This window comes from Fretibacterium sp. OH1220_COT-178 (assembly GCF_003860125.1).
Classification (GTDB): Bacteria; Synergistota; Synergistia; order Synergistales; family Aminobacteriaceae; genus CAJPSE01.
On the sequence record NZ_RQYL01000008.1, the window covers coordinates 52,877 to 67,655 of the forward strand.

Genomic DNA, 14,779 nt, shown 5'->3' on the forward strand with positions numbered 1-14,779 from the left:
TCCATCAGACCCGGTGACAGAACACCATGTGCCCTGGCGTCACCTCCCGCGCCTGCGGCACCGACTCGGCGCAGAGGGGCACCGCCCGAGGACAGCGCGTCCGGAAGCGGCAGCCCGAGGGCGGATCGATGGGGCTCGGCACCTCTCCCTCCAGCGGGGCGGCAGTGAGGATATGCCCGCCCGACAGATGGGGGACCGCCGAGAACAACGCCTCCGTGTAGGGGTGCCGCGGGGCGCCGAAGATCTGGTCCCTGTCCCCCATCTCGGCGATGCGCCCCAAATACATGATCGCCACGCGGTCGCTGATGTGCCGCACCACCGACAGGTCGTGGGCGATGAAGAGACAGGAGAACCCGTACTCCTCCCGGAGGTCCATCAGCAGGTTCAGGATCTGAGCCTGAATCGACACGTCGAGGGCCGAGACCGGCTCGTCGGCGACGACCAGCTCGGGCTCCACCGCAAGGGCCCGGGCGATGCCAATTCTCTGGCGCTGGCCGCCGCTGAACTGGTGCGGATAGCGTCCGGCCTGCTCGGGACGGATGCCGACCCGCTCCAACAGCGCCAAAGCCCGTTCCTCCGCCTCGCTCCGCGTCCCCGCAATACCGTGAAAGAGCATCGGCTCCGTCAGGATCTCCCGGACCGAGAGCCGCGGGTTCAGCGAGGCGTAGGGGTCCTGGAAGATCATCTGTACGCGCCGGCGCAGGGGCAGCATCTGGCGCCGGGTGTAGCGCGTGATGTCGGCGCCGTCGAAGAAGACGCTCCCTCCTTTGGGCTCCAACAGTTTGATGACGGTGCGGGCCACCGTGGATTTGCCGCATCCCGACTCGCCCACGAGGCTGAACACCTCGCCCCTCTCGATCCGGAAGCTGACCCCGTCGACCGCGCTGACGACGCGCGTGTGCCGCACCGGACGCCCCCCCTGGAACCGGAGCCCGCCCAGCAGCCCTCGGTCCAGCTCGAACTTCTGAACGAGATCGCGTACCTCCATCAATGCCGAGCCGGCCATCTCAGCGAACCTCCTTTCGCTCGGGAGATTCCTTCCTCAGAGGGAAGTGGCAGCTGACCCGATGCCCGGGCTCGAGCTCCACGGGTTCGGGCTCCCGAACACGACACAGGTCGCGCGCACAGTCGCAGCGGGGCGCGAAGTTGCAGCCCTCCGGAAGGTCGAACATGTTCGGGACGATCCCCGGGATGGTGTCGAGCCGACGCCGGTTGTCCTCCATGTTCGGAATGGAGCGGAGCAGCCCGTCGGTGTAGGGGTGGGCGCTTCGGTCGATGATCGTGCGCGTATCGCCGGATTCCACGATCTTGCCGCAGTACATGACGTTGACCCGATCGGCCGACTCGGCCACCACGGCCAGGTCATGAGTCACCAGGATCAGCGAGCGCTCCCGTTCGCGAACCAGACGCACCATGAGCCGCAGAATCTGCGCCTGGATCGTCACATCCAGGGCGGTGGTGGGCTCGTCGGCGATGATCAGCTGCGGATCCGCAGCCAGGGCGATGGCGATGACCACCCGCTGGCGCATCCCCCCGCTGAACTGATGCGGGTAGTTGTTCAGGCGCGCCTCCGGGTTCGGTATCCCCACGGCACGGAGCTGCTCCACACAGGCCCTCCGACGCTCCGCCCGTCCCATCCGGGTGTGCAGGCGCAAGCACTCGTCCAGCTGCTGCCCCACGGTATAGACAGGGTTGAGCGACGTCATGGGGTCCTGAAAGACCATGGAGATCTCCCGCCCCCGCAGGCGGTTCATCTCCGTCTCCGACAGGACCATCAGGTCCCGGCCTCCGAAGAGGACCCGGCCTCCCTCGATCCGCCCCGGCTCGTCGATCAGGCGGATGATGGAAAAACCCGTGACGGACTTGCCGCCCCCGGACTCCCCCACCACGGCCAGGACCTCGCCCCTCCGGACGTCGAACGACACGCCGTCCACGGCCCGAACGACGCCCCTGAAGGTGTGGAAGTACGTCCTCAGGTCCCGGACCTCCAGGAGCACCTCGCCGGCCCGTCCGAGGGCGTTTTCGTTTTTCGATTCCATGGCGGTCACCTCAGCCTCGGGTTCATCTCGTCGCGCAGGAAGTCCCCCAGAAGGTTGATCCCGAAGACGATGATCATGATGTAGAGCCCCGGCAGGATGGAGACCCACCAGAGTCCGCTGTAGAGCACGCTGAACCCGTCGTTGCAGAGCATGCCCAGCGACGGGCGCGTGATGGGCACGCCCAGCCCGAGAAAGCTCAGCGTCGCCTCCGTCAGGATGAAATTGCCCACCTGGATGGTCGACAGCACGATGATCGAGGCAAAGACGTTCGGCAGGATATGCCGCCGGAGCACCCTGCCGTCCGGCAGCCCGATGACCCGGGTCGCCTCGACGTACTCGCTCTTCTTGACGGTCAGGGTCTCGCCCCGGACGGTCCGCGCGTAGCGGACCCAGCCCACGAGGGTGAGCGAGAGCAGGATGTTCGCCACGCCGCGGCCCAGGACGGACATCAGGAAGAGCGCGATCAGCATGGACGGGAAGGAAAGCTGAACGTCCGCCAGACGCATGATGAAGGCATCGACGCGTCCGCCGTAATAGCCCGAGATCAGCCCCAGCGTGATGCCCAGGCCGCTGGCCAGGAGCGTTCCGACAACGCCGATGAAGAGCGAGACCCGGCTGCCGTAGACGATGGCGCTCAGCATGTCGCGCCCCTGCTGATCGGTCCCCAGGATGAAGGGCATCGATCCGCCGTCCGACCAGATCGGAGGCTTGTAGGCATCCCCCAGGTCGAGGGCGGAGAGGTCGTAGGGATTCTGGACGACCCAGAAGGGCCCGACGAGCGCCACCGCCGTCACGAGGAGGACGATCGCCGCACCGATCAGGGCCAGCTTGGAACGTTTGAAGCGCGCCCAGCCCTCGGAGGCCATGAGCGCCCGCCAGAAATTTCTGCGTTTCGTATGCGTCATACCCTGCCCCCCTAGCGCAGATCGATTCGGGGATCGATGAAGACGTACAGGACGTCCACCACGAAGTTGATAAAGACGAAAAGCACCGCGACAAACAGGATGTAGGCCGCGACGATGGGACGGTCGGCGCTGTGGATGGCGTCGATGAGCAGCTTGCCCATGCCCGGCCACGCGAAGATGGTCTCCGTGATGGTGGTGAAGGCGATCAGGCTGCCCAGCTGGAGCCCGAAGATCGTCACCACGGGGATCAGGGTGTTCTTGAGCGCGTGCCCGAAGAGCAGACGGCGGCGCGGCACCCCCTTGGAACGGGCGAACTTGATGTAGTCCTGCTTCATATTCTCCTGCATCCCCGCCCGGGTCAGGCGCATGATGGTGGCGACGCTGCCGAGCGCCAGCGTGACGGCCGGAAGGACGACGTGCGCCCAGCCGTCCGCCGTCGCCAGGCTGGTTCGGATGCCCAGAAAGGTTCCGACCTCCCCCCGGCCCGAGACGGGCAGAAGCCCCAGATGGAGGCTGAAGAAGTAGATCATCACCATCCCGATCCAGAAGGAGGGCATGGAGATGCCGGCGATGGAGAGGCTCATGACGGACTTGCTGAAGAGCGATCGCGGATAGGCCCCTGCGAGGACGCCGCAGGGGATTCCGACGACGGCCGAGAGCAGGATCGCGACCAGAACCAGCTCGAGCGTAGCCGGAAGCCGCTCCAGGATCAGTCCCAGGGCGGAAAGATGGAACATGTAGGACCTGCCGAAATTTCCGCTCAGGGCGTTTTTCACGAAGATCCCGTACTGAACGGGCAACGGCCTGTCCAGTCCCAGGGCCTGAGTGGCGGCCTGGATCTCCTCCGGGGTCGCACTTTCGCGGAGCATCAGGTAGACCGGATTGCCCATGACGCTGGTGAGCAGAAACACGATCACGGAGACCGCGAACAGGACGATGAAGAGCTGAATCAAACGTTTGACGATGAACTGAAGCACTCCGTCACCTCCGAAGCGCCCCCGCGCGGGCGAAAGACGCAGGGAAAAGGCCCCGCCGGGCCGAAAAGCCGACGAGGCCAACCTTTAAGAGTTGGGGCGGATGACTGCCGCCCGCCTACTTGAACTCGATGTCCCAGGCGTAGACGTGCTTGTCCTTGCGCGGGTGGTAGACGATGCGCTTGCCGTAGGCGTACAGGTCCTCCTGGAAGTGCAGGGGAATGTAGGAAACGTCGTCCGCAGCGATCTGCCAGACCTTCTTCATGATCGTACCGCGCTCCTCGTGGCTTCGGGACGCCAGCGCCCGGTCGATCAGAGCGTCCACCTCGGGGTTGAGATAATAGCCCCGGTTGACGCCGCCGAAGCCCGGCTTCACGGCCTTTCCGTCCTGGTTGAAGCTGTAGAGCAGGTCCTTGGCCAGCAGGGCGCTCTCGCCCACCGAGTCGGCCCAGCCCGTCATGCAGAGGTGAGTCTTGTCGCCCTCCTTGTTGGAGGTGGATATGTAGGTGAAGAAAATGGAACGGGACATGAGGTTGGGGTTGACCTTGATCCCCACCTTCTCCAGGTAGCCCGCGACCGCACCGGCGACGGCCGCGTCGTTGACGTAACGGTCGTTGGGAGCGTCCAAGGTGAGCTCGAAGCGGTAGCCGTCCTTCTGACGGGGATACCCCGCATCGTCCAGCAGCTTCTCCGCCAGCTTGGGGTCGTAGGCCAGGCGCTTGACGTCGGGATTGTAGCCGTTCAGCCCCTCCGGGATGTACGATGCGGCGGGCTTCGCGTAGCCGTTCATGACCTTGGCCACGATCTCGTCCTCGTTGATGGCCCGGTACATGGCCTCGCGAACCTCGCGCTTCTTCAGCGGGTTGGATCCGTCGGGGGACTTCAGGGGCATGGGCGCATCCTTGGAGGGGCTGTCGGTCCAGCCCGCCAGGTTCAGGTAGATCACCCTGAAGCTGGGTTGGGAGACGACGGTGATGTCCTTGTTGGCCTTGAGCATGTCCACGTTGCGGACCGGCACGTCCGTGATCAGGTCGACCGCGCCGGAGATCATGTTGGCCGTGCGCGTCCCCTCGTTGGTGATGGGCTTGAAGGTCACCGTCTCGACCTCCGGCTTCTCGCCCCAGTAGGCCTCGTTGCGCTTCAGCACCAGGCGGTCGCCCCGCACGTGCTCCACCACCGTGTAGCGGCCCGTCCCGTTGGGGGTCAGGGCGATCCACTCGTCGTCGTGGGACTCGCAGGTCTCCTTGTCGAGGATGAGCAGGTCCTTGAGGTGCGAGATCAGCAGCGTGTTGGGGGCACCGCTCAGAATCTTCACCGTGTGGTCGTCCGTCTTCTCGTAGCTCTCGACGCCGGCCAGACAGTAGGTGAAGGCGCTCTTGCCCTGACGCCGCGAACGGTCGAAGGTGAAGAGGACATCGTCGGCGGTGAAGTCGTTGCCGTTGTGGAACTTCACGCCCTTGCGCAGGTGCAGGGTCCAGGTGAGTCCGTCCTCGGAGAGCTCCCAGCTCTCCGCCAGCGCCGGAACGGGCTGGAGGTCCTTGTCTGGAGCCATCAGACGGTCGAAGATGTGGTCGTTGACCGCATTGGTGATGTCCTCGTTCAGGACGTAGGGGTCCAGCGAGTGGACGTCGCCCGTCAGGCCGATCACGACCGACTTATCGGCCGCGAGCGCCCCCGGGACCAGCACCAACGCAAGCACAAAACAAACCACGACACCGCAAAACCTTGTCTTCCTCATTTCCTCAAAAACTCCCTTCCTTTTCCGAGTATGGAGCATCGGCCCGTCATGGGCCGTCGGGAACATCTTCACGGGGCCTCCTCTGGCATCCTTTGCGGGCACCAAAAAATCGAGGGGCTCCGCCGCAAGCTCGCGCAACCTGAAAACTCGAGGCGCCCCAGGGAGGGAACGCCGCCGAGCGGCAAATCGATCTCGAAAGAAATGGGTGAACTTTGCAACGTGAGGCTCGCCCATTATAACGTATCCTCAGGTTTTGGATACGGCCCGGGCTTAACTTTTCCTCAAATCCAATCCTCGCCTCCATCGGGACGGATCCGCACCGTCACATCGACGACGGCTCCGTTGCGGATGGCGGGCAGGAGCTTGACGTAAAAGGGATGAATGCCGGACAGGGTCAGGCTTTCGTCCAGGCCCGACCATAAAAGGGTCCCCTCGTCGCTCTCCCGGAGCTCGCCGCTGAAGTCTCGGCAGACGAAGTAATACGAGACGTATTCCCGGTCCTCCCCGTCCCGAAAGGCGTGCAGGATCCCCGCAAAGTCGAGATTCCCGACGACATAGCCCGTCTCCTCCAGCATCTCCCGCGCGCAGGCGGCGCGAAGGGATTCCCCCCGCCGTTTGCGCCCGCCGGGGACCGTCGTCTCCCCCCTGTAGGGCTCGTTGGCCCGACGAATCAGCAAAATCCTGTCGTCCCGAATCAGGAAACAGAAGACGATCGGCACGCAGTAATCGCAATGGTCCCAGCTTTCCGCACTCATCGGACATCCTCCGTTGTCTCGTCGCCGGCCGCCGAAGTCCAGCGGTCGACGTCCGAAAGGTTTTCCAAAGCGTTGACGACGTTGCCGAACAGATCGGCAACGTCGCGGCGCAGCCCCTCCAGAAGCTCCTTCACCCGCTGCCGCTCGGTGCCGCCCGCGAAGGGGCAGACCGTCTCCAAAACGGGCAGTCCAAGGCGACGGACCTCGTCCACGATCGCCGCCTCGGGGGAGGCGACCAAGGGGCGGATGACCGTGATGTCCGTCCGCGTCATGTGGGCCACGGGCTGAAAGCTGCGCGCGCGCCCGGCACGGAACAGGTTCATGAAGAAGGTCTCCACCGCATCGTCCAGGCTGTGCCCGAGAGCCAGTCGATTGAACCCGTTGTCCCGCGCCCAGGAGCTCAGCAGCCCGCGCCGCATGTTGGCGCAGAAGCTGCACGGCGACCGCTCTCCGCGGCTCTCGATGATCTCCATCATCGGATGCTCGAGAGCCGTGTAGGGCACGTCCCGCACCGCGCAGTAGTCCCGGAGGAGCGAGACGTCCATGCCGGTCAGCGCCACGGTGCAGGCGGCCAGGTCGAAGCGCACGGGACTGCGGCGGCGGAGGTCCGAGAGCGCGTGCAGCAGCAGCAGACTGTCCTTGCCGCCCGAGAGCCCCACGACCACCCGGTCCCCCTCCGCGATCATGGAGTACCGCCCGAGCGCGCGCCCGACCCGGCGCCTCAGCGCGCGGCAGAGCGGCTCTCCCCAAAGGGCGCCCGGCTCGCTCATCGCGTCAGGAACAGGGCCGCGAGCGGCGTCACGATCAGGACGATCACCATGCGGAAGAGGTGGAAGATCAGGGAGACGGGCGTCTCCGCCCCCGCATCCGTCGCGGACAGGGCCATGCCGGACAGCGCGCCCGGCGCCGTCGCATAGACGGCCGTCCGGAGGTCGATGCCGAAGAAGCGCACGACCGCGAAGGCCATGCCGATACAGAACGCCAGCAGCAGCACGATGTAGAAGAGCGCGGCGGGAACGGCCTCCGGATGCGCCCGCAGCGAGGCGACGTCCGAATTCGATACGATGACGTAGGCCACCAGAAGCTGCGAGGCGACGGAGAGCAGGTTTCCGCCCGGCAGATCGCCCAGCGTGACGCCCTTCACCAAAAGCCCGGCGACCATCCCCCCGACCAGCACGCCGGACGGAAGGCGCAGGAGATGCCCCACCCCGCCGCCCAGAAGGACGGACGCGGCGATAACGATCGATTCCCTCACGTTCAAAACTCCCTTCCAGGAAAAAACATGCCGTGCCCTCCCCTGCAGAAGGCCGTCCCCCCACAGACAAGCGGACCCGGCGAAAGAGCATCCGACATTTTCATGATATCAGCACGGCGTCGGTTTGTCGCTCGGTTCCTCGGCGCCATCTTCAAAATCCACAAGCAAAACGCGTTGTGCGGTAGAGGCATCCCGTCCCGTCCATTGGCGCACCTGCCGGCTACAAACACAAAAGCGCTTCGCCCATAAAGACAACGCTCTCTGTTCTCAAAAAGCCGCCTCGACCTGCGAAGCGGGGCTCGTACCTTCCTTGACGGCCCGAAAAGCAGGGGATAAACTTATCTTTCCAGGGCAAGACCCACATCGCAAAAGCAGTCCAAAGAGCTTCTCGGTAAAGGCGAAAGACCGCTTCGCTGCAGGGGCAGGGCCGGCCCTCCGGATACGCCTCAAGTCGGTGCGGTTTGGTGCACGATATTTTATCCGCCGAACTCGGAAAGGGGCGAAAAAATGCGCTCCTCCGGCGTTCATCCCCGCAGCCGCTCCCGGGAGCCCCCCTGCGGCAAAAGGAAAGAACCCTGAAAGGGAAGGAGATTCACCATGGACATCAAGCAGCTTTTCAGTCTCACGGACAAGGTAGCCGTCGTCACCGGGGCCCGAAAGGGCTTGGGGTTCGGGCTGGCCGAGGGTTTGGCCGAGGCGGGCGCGGACATCGTCGGGGTGGGACCCTATCCCATGCCCGAGCTGGAGACCGCCATCGCCAGGGTGGGGCGCCGCTTTCACTACATCGAGGCCGATCTGACCTCGCAGGAGCGGGTCTCCGCAATCGTCGATGAGACCGTGGAACACTTCGGAGCACTGGACGTTCTGGTCAACAACGCGGGGATCATCCGGCGCGGAGACATGCTGGACTTTACCGAGTCGGACTGGGACGACGTCATCAACGTCAACCTCCGCACCGTGTTCTTCCTCTCCCAGGCGGCCGCCCGCCGGATGAAGGAACAGGGAAGAGGGGGCAAGATCGTCAGCATCGCCTCCATGCTCTCGTTTCAGGGAGGAATCCGGGTGCCCTCCTACACGTCCAGCAAGAGCGCCGTCGTGGGACTCACCAAACTGATGGCCAACGAGCTGGCGCAGTACAACATTCAGGTCAACGCCATCGCCCCGGGCTACATGGCGACGGACAACACCCAACCGCTTCGCAGCGACGAGGTCCGGAGCCGGGAGATCCTGGCGCGCATTCCCGCCGCTCGATGGGGGACCGCCCACGACCTGAAGGGGGCAGTGGTGTTTCTGGCCTCCGCGGCCTCGAACTACGTCACGGGGCACGTCCTGGCCGTGGATGGAGGGTGGCTGGCCCGCTAGGACCGGCAGCCGCGTCCTCTTCTCGATACATCTCGAACATAGGGAAACGACTCTCGAAAGGGGAATATTGTCATGGCAAAGTACATAACGTTCGGCGAGGTCATGCTGAGGCTGACGCCTCCGGGGCACGAGGTCCTCTTTCAGACCCCCAATCTGGTGGCGACGTTCGGCGGCGCGGAGGCCAACGTGGCCGTATCGCTGGCCAACTACGGCGAGGACGTCGCCTTCGTGACCGCCGCCCCCAAAAATCCGGTCGGGGACGCCATGCTGCGCGAGCTGCGGGGCTTCGGCGTCTGCACCCGTCACGTCCGCCGCAGCGGCGATCGGCTGGGGATCTACTACACCGAGACGGGGGCGGCCATGCGTCCCTCCAAGGTCGTGTACGACCGCGCACACTCCGCCATCGCCGAGGTCAAGCCCGGCGATTTCGACTGGGACATTATCTTCGATGGGGCGAAGTGGTTCCACACGACGGGGATCACCCCCGCCATCGCGGAGGGGACCGCCCGGGTCGCCCTCGAGGCGATGAAGCGCGCCAAGGAGAAGGGCCTGACGGTATCCTGCGACCTCAACTACCGCAAGAAGCTCTGGAAGTGGGGTAAACCCCCCAAGGAGGTCATGAGCGAGATGGCCCAGTACATCGACGTCATGATCGCCAACGAGGAGGACTGCCAGAAATGCCTGGGCATCGAGCTGGACGTGGACGTGACCGCGGGGGAGCTCGACACCTCCAAGTACGAGGGGCTGGCCCAAAAGGTCATGGGGGCCTTCGGAAACGTCAAATACCTGGCGGTGAGCCTGAGGGAGTCCGTCAGCGCCGACTGGAACAACTGGTCCGTCGTCCTGGCCTCCAGGGACGCCTTCCACGTCAGCAGGAAGTACGAGATCCGGGACATCGTGGACCGCATCGGCGGCGGGGACTCCTTCGGCTCCGGCCTCATCTGGGGGCTGAACAACCTGGAAGGGCTCCAGAACGCCGTGGAGTTTGCGGCCGCAGCCTCGGCGCTGAAACACACGGTCTACGGGGACTACAACCGCGTGGCCCCGGAGGACGTCATGACCCTTATGGGCGGGGACGGCTCCGGGCGCGTGCAGCGATAGGGGCTCCACAAACGAATTCGACCAATCAAGCGATCGCATTCAGAGGGGATGGAGAGCGCAATGAACGAAATTCTGAAACAGATAGCGGACGTGGGCGTCGTACCCGTCGTCAAGCTGGACAGCCCGGACCAGGCCCTGCCGTTGGGACAGGCGCTGGTGGATGGGGACCTGCCCGTTGCGGAGATCACCTTCCGGACCGATGCCGCCGAGGAGTCCATCCGAAGGCTGACCGGGGAACTGCCGGACCTTCTGGTCGGCGCGGGGACCGTATTGACCGTGGAACAGGCAAGACGAGCCGTCGGTGCCGGGGCGAAGTTTCTGGTGTCCCCGGGCTTCAATCCCTCGGTCGTGCAGTTCTGCATCGCCAACGGGGTCCCCGTCATCCCGGGCATCAACAGCCCCTCGCAGATCGAACGGGGCATCGAGATGGGGGTCTCCGTGCTGAAGTTCTTCCCCGCCGAGCCGTCCGGAGGGCTGGACATGCTCAAGGCCTTCGCCGGGCCCTACACGGGCGTGAGCTACGTCCCCACCGGCGGGATCAACGCCGCGAACATGAAGAACTACCTGGCCTTCAACAAGGTTCTGGCCGTGGGCGGAAGCTGGATGGTCAAACCGGAACTGGTCGCCGCCGGGAGGTTCGAGGAGATCTCCCGGCTCTGCCGCGAGGCGGTGATGGGCGCGCTCGGCTTCGAGCTCCGGCACGTGGGCATCAACGAGCCGGATGCGGACACCTCCCTGACGGAGGCGACCCTCATGTGCGACCTCTTCGGATTCGCGCTTAAGGAGGGGAACAGCAGCAACTTTGCGGGAACGGCCTTTGAGTTCATGAAGACGCCGTACCTGGGGATGAACGGGCACATCGCCCTTTCGACCCTCAGCGTCGACCGGGCCGTAGCCTTCCTGGCCCGCAAGGGAATCGGAACCCGTCCGGAGACCGAGAAGCGGGACGCCGAGGGTTCCCTGACCGTGGCCTACCTGGACCGCGAGATCGGCGGCTTCGCCCTCCACCTGCTGAAGCGATAGGCTCGTCCTCCGTCGCTGGAAGCGGAAAAACGTCCGTCCCGGCCTCGATCGAGGCCGGGACAGCGCTCTAGTTCAAACGCCTCTGATTTTCCCCACCCAGGCCGGGAGACCGCACTGCCCCCCTGACGTCCATCGGCCTCCATCCGATGGGCGTCCCTCCTCCAACTTCGGCGGAACCGTACGGGGACTCAATTTGGGATCCCCCTCGACGGGCCTCAGGCGATCGACGTGCAGCGTATGTAATTGACCCCACTCCCGCGCGAGGAGCGCAGCGTCCCCTCCACGGTCACGGGATCCCCGGTCTGCTTGCGGCTCAGGACCTCCCTCAATTCGCTGTCGTAGACGCGCACCACCAGAAAATCGCGACGCGGCGAGCCGTCCGGGTCCTGGTTGTCCTGCCGGACGGCAAACTGCACGTATTTCCCCGTGGCGGTCTCCCCCTCCGCCTGCCCCTTAAGGAGGTGCACCTGTCCCGATATCCGCACGCTGTTCTCCCAACTCAAAGGAAACACCCTCTTTCCGTCGTCTTGTCGTCACGGCAGACGGGCTGCCGATCCTGTCATCTCAAAAACAAAGGGCGCCCCTCTCGAAAGGGCGTCCCGTTATTGACTGAGAACCTCCAGCCGCTCGGCGGAAAGATACATGTCGCCGCTCCCGCGGGAGGCACGCAACACGCCGTGCACCTTGATCGGCGTCCCCTCGGCCAGGGTCTTCAACTGTTCCTTGACCTCGGGGACAAAAGCGCGTACGGTCAGAAAGTCCTTACGCATCGTCCCGTCGACCCAGAGATTTTCATGGCGGATGGAGAAGGGAAAGAATTTGCCGTCCTTTTTATCGCTCTTGATGAAATGCAGCAGACCTGAGACCGTAACGCTGTTTTCGAACTGCACCACTACGCCTCACCTCGTTTTTTCATAGGGCTCCCGAAAGCTCGAATCGGCACGAGACCTTTATAAAATCGGCATTTGGCCCTCCGCATCCCCTCCCCAAACGACGGGGCATGCAAAGGAACCGCTTTTCCATTTTACCTCGCAACGCAATAAACCGAAAGCCTCCCCCGAATGGAAGAGACAAACCTCAGACCCAGGACAAGGGCCGCCTTCCACACAAAGCCCCCAACCCTGGCCTCAAGGACAGCACCGCGCAGGGCCTGATTATCGATACAGCGATACGCCCCGGATACGAGTGAGCCTTACCTCGATGCGATACGCGGCATTAATCACTGCGCGTCCTCAAACCGTTACCGTTCCCCACTTCTTTTGAGTAGATGGAAACTCCAAAAAGTTTCCCCGCTTGCGGTCCAAGAGGTTCCGCAGCTTCCATTGGGGGCAGAAGGGAATTTCTCAAGGGGTAAAATACGTTTTTTCCCTGGGCGCAATCCGTCGGGCCGGCGGTGGATCGCGCACTCGAGCCGCAGGGTTCCGCCTCGCCATGCGTCCCGGACCGCAGGGATTCCGAGCACCGCCGACTCCGCCTCACGCCCGCGCTCCAACTCTGAGGAGGAGACGGAGTACAGGGTAAGACGCAACAGGACGCCGCCCGGCCCCCTCCCCGCGGCGGCGTCGAAACCCAACAGCCACGGCAGAGCGTGAAGCGCCTCGTCCAGCTCGCCGAGGCGCACGGTTCCCGTGGGCAGCGTCAGGCGGTCGTCCAGACGCCCGCGGACCTCCAGCCGCCGCAGCACGCTGCCGCAACGGCAGGGGCCCGGGAGGATTCGTCCCTCGTCGCCGGTCCGGTAGCGGATCAAGGGCAGGGCCCGACGCGTCAGGGTCGTCACCACGATCTCGCCCCACTCCCCGTCGTCGAGCCCCCTGCCCTCCCCGTCCACGACCTCCACCAGCAGGTCCGCCTCGCGAATGTGCATCCCCTCGCGGCGGGCGCACTCCACGGCCGCGCCGTAGCCCGTCTCGGCCATGCCGTAGTGCCGGAACACGGGACAGCCGAACGCAGCCTCCACTGCCGCAACGAGAGGACGGGACGCGGCGTCGCCCGACAGCAGAACGCTCCTCAGGGGTCCGACGAGACCGGCACCGGGCGTTCGGGCCAGAGCGAGCATCTCTGCAGGCACCCCCACCAGGGAGTCGGCGTTCAGCGCGGCGATGCGCCCCAGCACCGCCGAGGGGTCCGAGACGGGCCCCTCGGCGAACCCAACGCGTCCGATACGGCCCAAAGCCTCGCCGAGCAGAGCTCCCACCGAGCCGGGGCGTTCGCCCCCCATGGCGATCAGGGTGCGGGAACCCGGGACGTGGGCCATCCCCGCAGCGAAAAAGCTCTTGGTGTCCTCGAGGTCCTCGTCCGAGAAGAAAAGGCGCTTACGGCTCCCGCGCGTCCCGGAGGTCTCGAGGGTCGCCGCGCGTGCGACCGCGCCCTGGGGAACGCACAGAAGCGCCAGGGGATCCTCCGCCAGGGGGCGCAAATCCATGAAGGGCAGCGTTCCCGGCTCCGACGGATCGACGCCGATCAGGTGCCGGGCGTAGAAAGGGCTCGCGGCAGAGGCGCGCGCGACGATCTCCCGCAGGGTGCGCCTCTGCCATTCCAGAAGGGCGCCGCGCGTCAGGGCGGAGACACCCAGGCGCTGCGCAATCCATCCGTCCAGGATCATGATCCCGGACCGTAGAGGCGCGTCCCGTCCATCGCCGTCAGGTTCCACGCGCAGAACGGGTAGAGTTTCCCCCCGTGCGCCACCTTGATGGGACAGTGCTGCAGCCTTTCGAGGTCCAGGGTCCAGGCGTCCTGAAAGGCCATGGCGGAGATCGTCAGGCGGGTGCCCAGAGACGCCAGGGCCCGGTCGAAGTCGTCCCGGCCGGGTCCATCCTCGAGAGATCCGACGTCGAAACCCCACTGGCGGGAGAGGATGGCGGCGGCCCTGAGGGGATCCTTCTCCTGATGACGGGAGACGCGGGGGGCGAGCCGTCCCCCTTCGCCGACGAAGAAGACCCCGTTGAACGAGCAGGAGGGATGCTCCACGCCGGTGGGACGGAAATCCTCCGGTTCGAAAAGCCCCGTCTGATCGCACAGAGCGCGTACGACCTCGGGCAGGGTGATCCGGTCCTCGTCGTTCGGGGCCTCCGGGTAGCGTCCCAGATAAGTCACGGGCTGGAGATGGACGCCCCGAACGCCCGGCGCGTTCGCCACGGCGAAGCGCACGATATCACCGATCCGGTCGGCATTGATCCCCGGCCTGACCGTCGCGACCAGCACCACGTTCAGCCCGACAGCGGCACAATTCTCGACGGCCCTCCGCTTGAGTCCGGCCAGGGGGCGCCCCCGCAGGGCGAGGTAGGGAGGGTCGTCCGTTCCGTCGAACTGGAGGTAGACCCATGAGAGCCCCGCCGACTTCAGGCGTCCGGCGTACCCCGCCTCGTTGGCGAGCCTGAGTCCGTTGGTGTTCAGCTGAATGCCGGAAAAACCCAGCGCCGCGGCGGCCTCGATCAGTTCGGGCAGATCGTCGCGGACGGCGGGCTCCCCTCCGGAGAGCTGCAGGATCCCGGGACCCTGCGCCTCCATGACGAACCGGAACTCGGCGATCAGCTCCCCGAAGGGGCGATCCCGGTCCGCGGAGGTGGAGGAGGCGAAGCAGAAGGGACAGCAAAGGTCACACCGACGGGTGACCTCCACCAGGGCGGT

The 14,779-nt window shown here is 65.1% G+C and carries 15 protein-coding genes; 3 read left to right on the forward strand and 12 right to left on the reverse strand.

From position 1 onward, the window contains the following. Positions 1-4: 4 nt before the first annotated feature. The 8 genes from EII26_RS04990 to EII26_RS05025 all read right to left on the reverse strand — a co-directional run bounded on the left by EII26_RS04990 (position 5) and on the right by EII26_RS05025 (position 7,666). Positions 5-1,006 carry an ABC transporter ATP-binding protein gene (locus tag EII26_RS04990; protein WP_124888047.1) on the reverse strand — a complete coding sequence of 334 codons (1,002 nt, stop codon included), beginning with the start codon at positions 1,004-1,006 and terminating at the stop codon, positions 5-7. A 1-nt stretch (position 1,007) separates the two neighbouring features. Next, on the reverse strand, positions 1,008-2,039 hold the full coding sequence (locus EII26_RS04995) for an ABC transporter ATP-binding protein (protein WP_124888048.1): 1,032 nt from the start codon (positions 2,037-2,039) through the stop codon (positions 1,008-1,010). Between the two features lie 5 nt (positions 2,040-2,044). Further along, positions 2,045-2,944, reverse strand: coding sequence for an ABC transporter permease (locus EII26_RS05000; RefSeq protein ID WP_124888049.1), 900 nt, complete (start codon positions 2,942-2,944; stop codon positions 2,045-2,047). Positions 2,945-2,955: 11 nt separating this feature from the next. Beyond that, on the reverse strand, positions 2,956-3,921 hold the full coding sequence (locus tag EII26_RS05005) for an ABC transporter permease (protein ID WP_124888050.1): 966 nt from the start codon (positions 3,919-3,921) through the stop codon (positions 2,956-2,958). A gap of 115 nt (positions 3,922-4,036) precedes the next feature. Continuing rightward, on the reverse strand, positions 4,037-5,656 hold the full coding sequence (locus EII26_RS05010) for an ABC transporter substrate-binding protein (RefSeq protein ID WP_124888051.1): 1,620 nt from the start codon (positions 5,654-5,656) through the stop codon (positions 4,037-4,039). Positions 5,657-5,937: 281 nt separating this feature from the next. Then, a complete protein-coding gene (locus EII26_RS05015; RefSeq protein ID WP_124888052.1) occupies positions 5,938-6,411 on the reverse strand; it encodes an NUDIX domain-containing protein in 474 nt (157 codons plus the stop codon). Beyond that, a complete protein-coding gene (locus EII26_RS05020; protein WP_124888053.1) occupies positions 6,408-7,181 on the reverse strand; it encodes a tRNA 2-thiocytidine biosynthesis TtcA family protein in 774 nt (257 codons plus the stop codon). The genes EII26_RS05015 and EII26_RS05020 overlap by 4 nt, the downstream gene beginning before the upstream one ends. After that, on the reverse strand, positions 7,178-7,666 hold the full coding sequence (locus EII26_RS05025; RefSeq protein ID WP_158612168.1) for an AbrB family transcriptional regulator: 489 nt from the start codon (positions 7,664-7,666) through the stop codon (positions 7,178-7,180). Before EII26_RS05025 ends, EII26_RS05020 begins: the two co-directional genes overlap by 4 nt. A gap of 597 nt (positions 7,667-8,263) precedes the next feature. On the opposite strand from EII26_RS05025, the gene kduD reads away from it, so the two are divergent. The 3 genes from kduD (at position 8,264) to EII26_RS05040 (ending at position 11,152) form a co-directional block, all read left to right on the forward strand. Further along, on the forward strand, positions 8,264-9,028 hold the full coding sequence (gene kduD / locus EII26_RS05030; RefSeq protein ID WP_124888055.1) for a 2-dehydro-3-deoxy-D-gluconate 5-dehydrogenase KduD: 765 nt from the start codon (positions 8,264-8,266) through the stop codon (positions 9,026-9,028). 72 nt (positions 9,029-9,100) lie between these two features. Then, a complete protein-coding gene (locus tag EII26_RS05035; protein WP_124888056.1) occupies positions 9,101-10,129 on the forward strand; it encodes a sugar kinase in 1,029 nt (342 codons plus the stop codon). 60 nt (positions 10,130-10,189) lie between these two features. Beyond that, positions 10,190-11,152, forward strand: a complete 963-nt coding sequence (locus EII26_RS05040; RefSeq protein WP_124888057.1) for a bifunctional 4-hydroxy-2-oxoglutarate aldolase/2-dehydro-3-deoxy-phosphogluconate aldolase — start codon at positions 10,190-10,192, stop codon at positions 11,150-11,152. Between the two features lie 215 nt (positions 11,153-11,367). Here the strand turns inward: EII26_RS05040 and EII26_RS05045 are convergent, their stop codons facing one another. The 4 genes from EII26_RS05045 to EII26_RS05060 all read right to left on the reverse strand — a co-directional run bounded on the left by EII26_RS05045 (position 11,368) and on the right by EII26_RS05060 (position 14,770). Further along, entirely contained in the window at positions 11,368-11,655 is a 288-nt protein-coding gene (locus EII26_RS05045; RefSeq protein WP_124888058.1) for a DNA-binding protein, read from the reverse strand. A gap of 99 nt (positions 11,656-11,754) precedes the next feature. After that, the gene (locus tag EII26_RS05050) at positions 11,755-12,045 is read right to left on the reverse strand and encodes an OB-fold nucleic acid binding domain-containing protein (protein ID WP_124888059.1); all 291 of its coding nucleotides are present in this window, start codon (positions 12,043-12,045) and stop codon (positions 11,755-11,757) included. A gap of 347 nt (positions 12,046-12,392) precedes the next feature. After that, entirely contained in the window at positions 12,393-13,754 is a 1,362-nt protein-coding gene (locus EII26_RS05055; protein WP_124888060.1) for a DVU_1553 family AMP-dependent CoA ligase, read from the reverse strand. Beyond that, a complete protein-coding gene (locus tag EII26_RS05060; RefSeq protein ID WP_199735072.1) occupies positions 13,751-14,770 on the reverse strand; it encodes a radical SAM protein in 1,020 nt (339 codons plus the stop codon). The genes EII26_RS05055 and EII26_RS05060 overlap by 4 nt, the downstream gene beginning before the upstream one ends. Positions 14,771-14,779 lie beyond the last annotated feature (9 nt).

What these genes read in the sequence shown, in the direction of transcription:
- EII26_RS04995 (WP_124888048.1), bottom strand. Translation starts at nt 2,039, where the DNA reads ATGGAATCGAAAAACGAAAACGCCCTCGGACGGGCCGGCGAGGTGCTC.
- EII26_RS05000 (WP_124888049.1), bottom strand. Translation starts at nt 2,944, where the DNA reads ATGACGCATACGAAACGCAGAAATTTCTGGCGGGCGCTCATGGCCTCC.
- EII26_RS05035 (WP_124888056.1), top strand. Translation starts at nt 9,101, where the DNA reads ATGGCAAAGTACATAACGTTCGGCGAGGTCATGCTGAGGCTGACGCCT.
- EII26_RS05010 (WP_124888051.1), bottom strand. Translation starts at nt 5,656, where the DNA reads ATGAGGAAGACAAGGTTTTGCGGTGTCGTGGTTTGTTTTGTGCTTGCG.
- EII26_RS04990 (WP_124888047.1), bottom strand. Translation starts at nt 1,006, where the DNA reads ATGGCCGGCTCGGCATTGATGGAGGTACGCGATCTCGTTCAGAAGTTC.
- EII26_RS05015 (WP_124888052.1), bottom strand. Translation starts at nt 6,411, where the DNA reads ATGAGTGCGGAAAGCTGGGACCATTGCGATTACTGCGTGCCGATCGTC.
- EII26_RS05020 (WP_124888053.1), bottom strand. Translation starts at nt 7,181, where the DNA reads ATGAGCGAGCCGGGCGCCCTTTGGGGAGAGCCGCTCTGCCGCGCGCTG.
- kduD (WP_124888055.1), top strand. Translation starts at nt 8,264, where the DNA reads ATGGACATCAAGCAGCTTTTCAGTCTCACGGACAAGGTAGCCGTCGTC.
- EII26_RS05055 (WP_124888060.1), bottom strand. Translation starts at nt 13,754, where the DNA reads ATGATCCTGGACGGATGGATTGCGCAGCGCCTGGGTGTCTCCGCCCTG.
- EII26_RS05040 (WP_124888057.1), top strand. Translation starts at nt 10,190, where the DNA reads ATGAACGAAATTCTGAAACAGATAGCGGACGTGGGCGTCGTACCCGTC.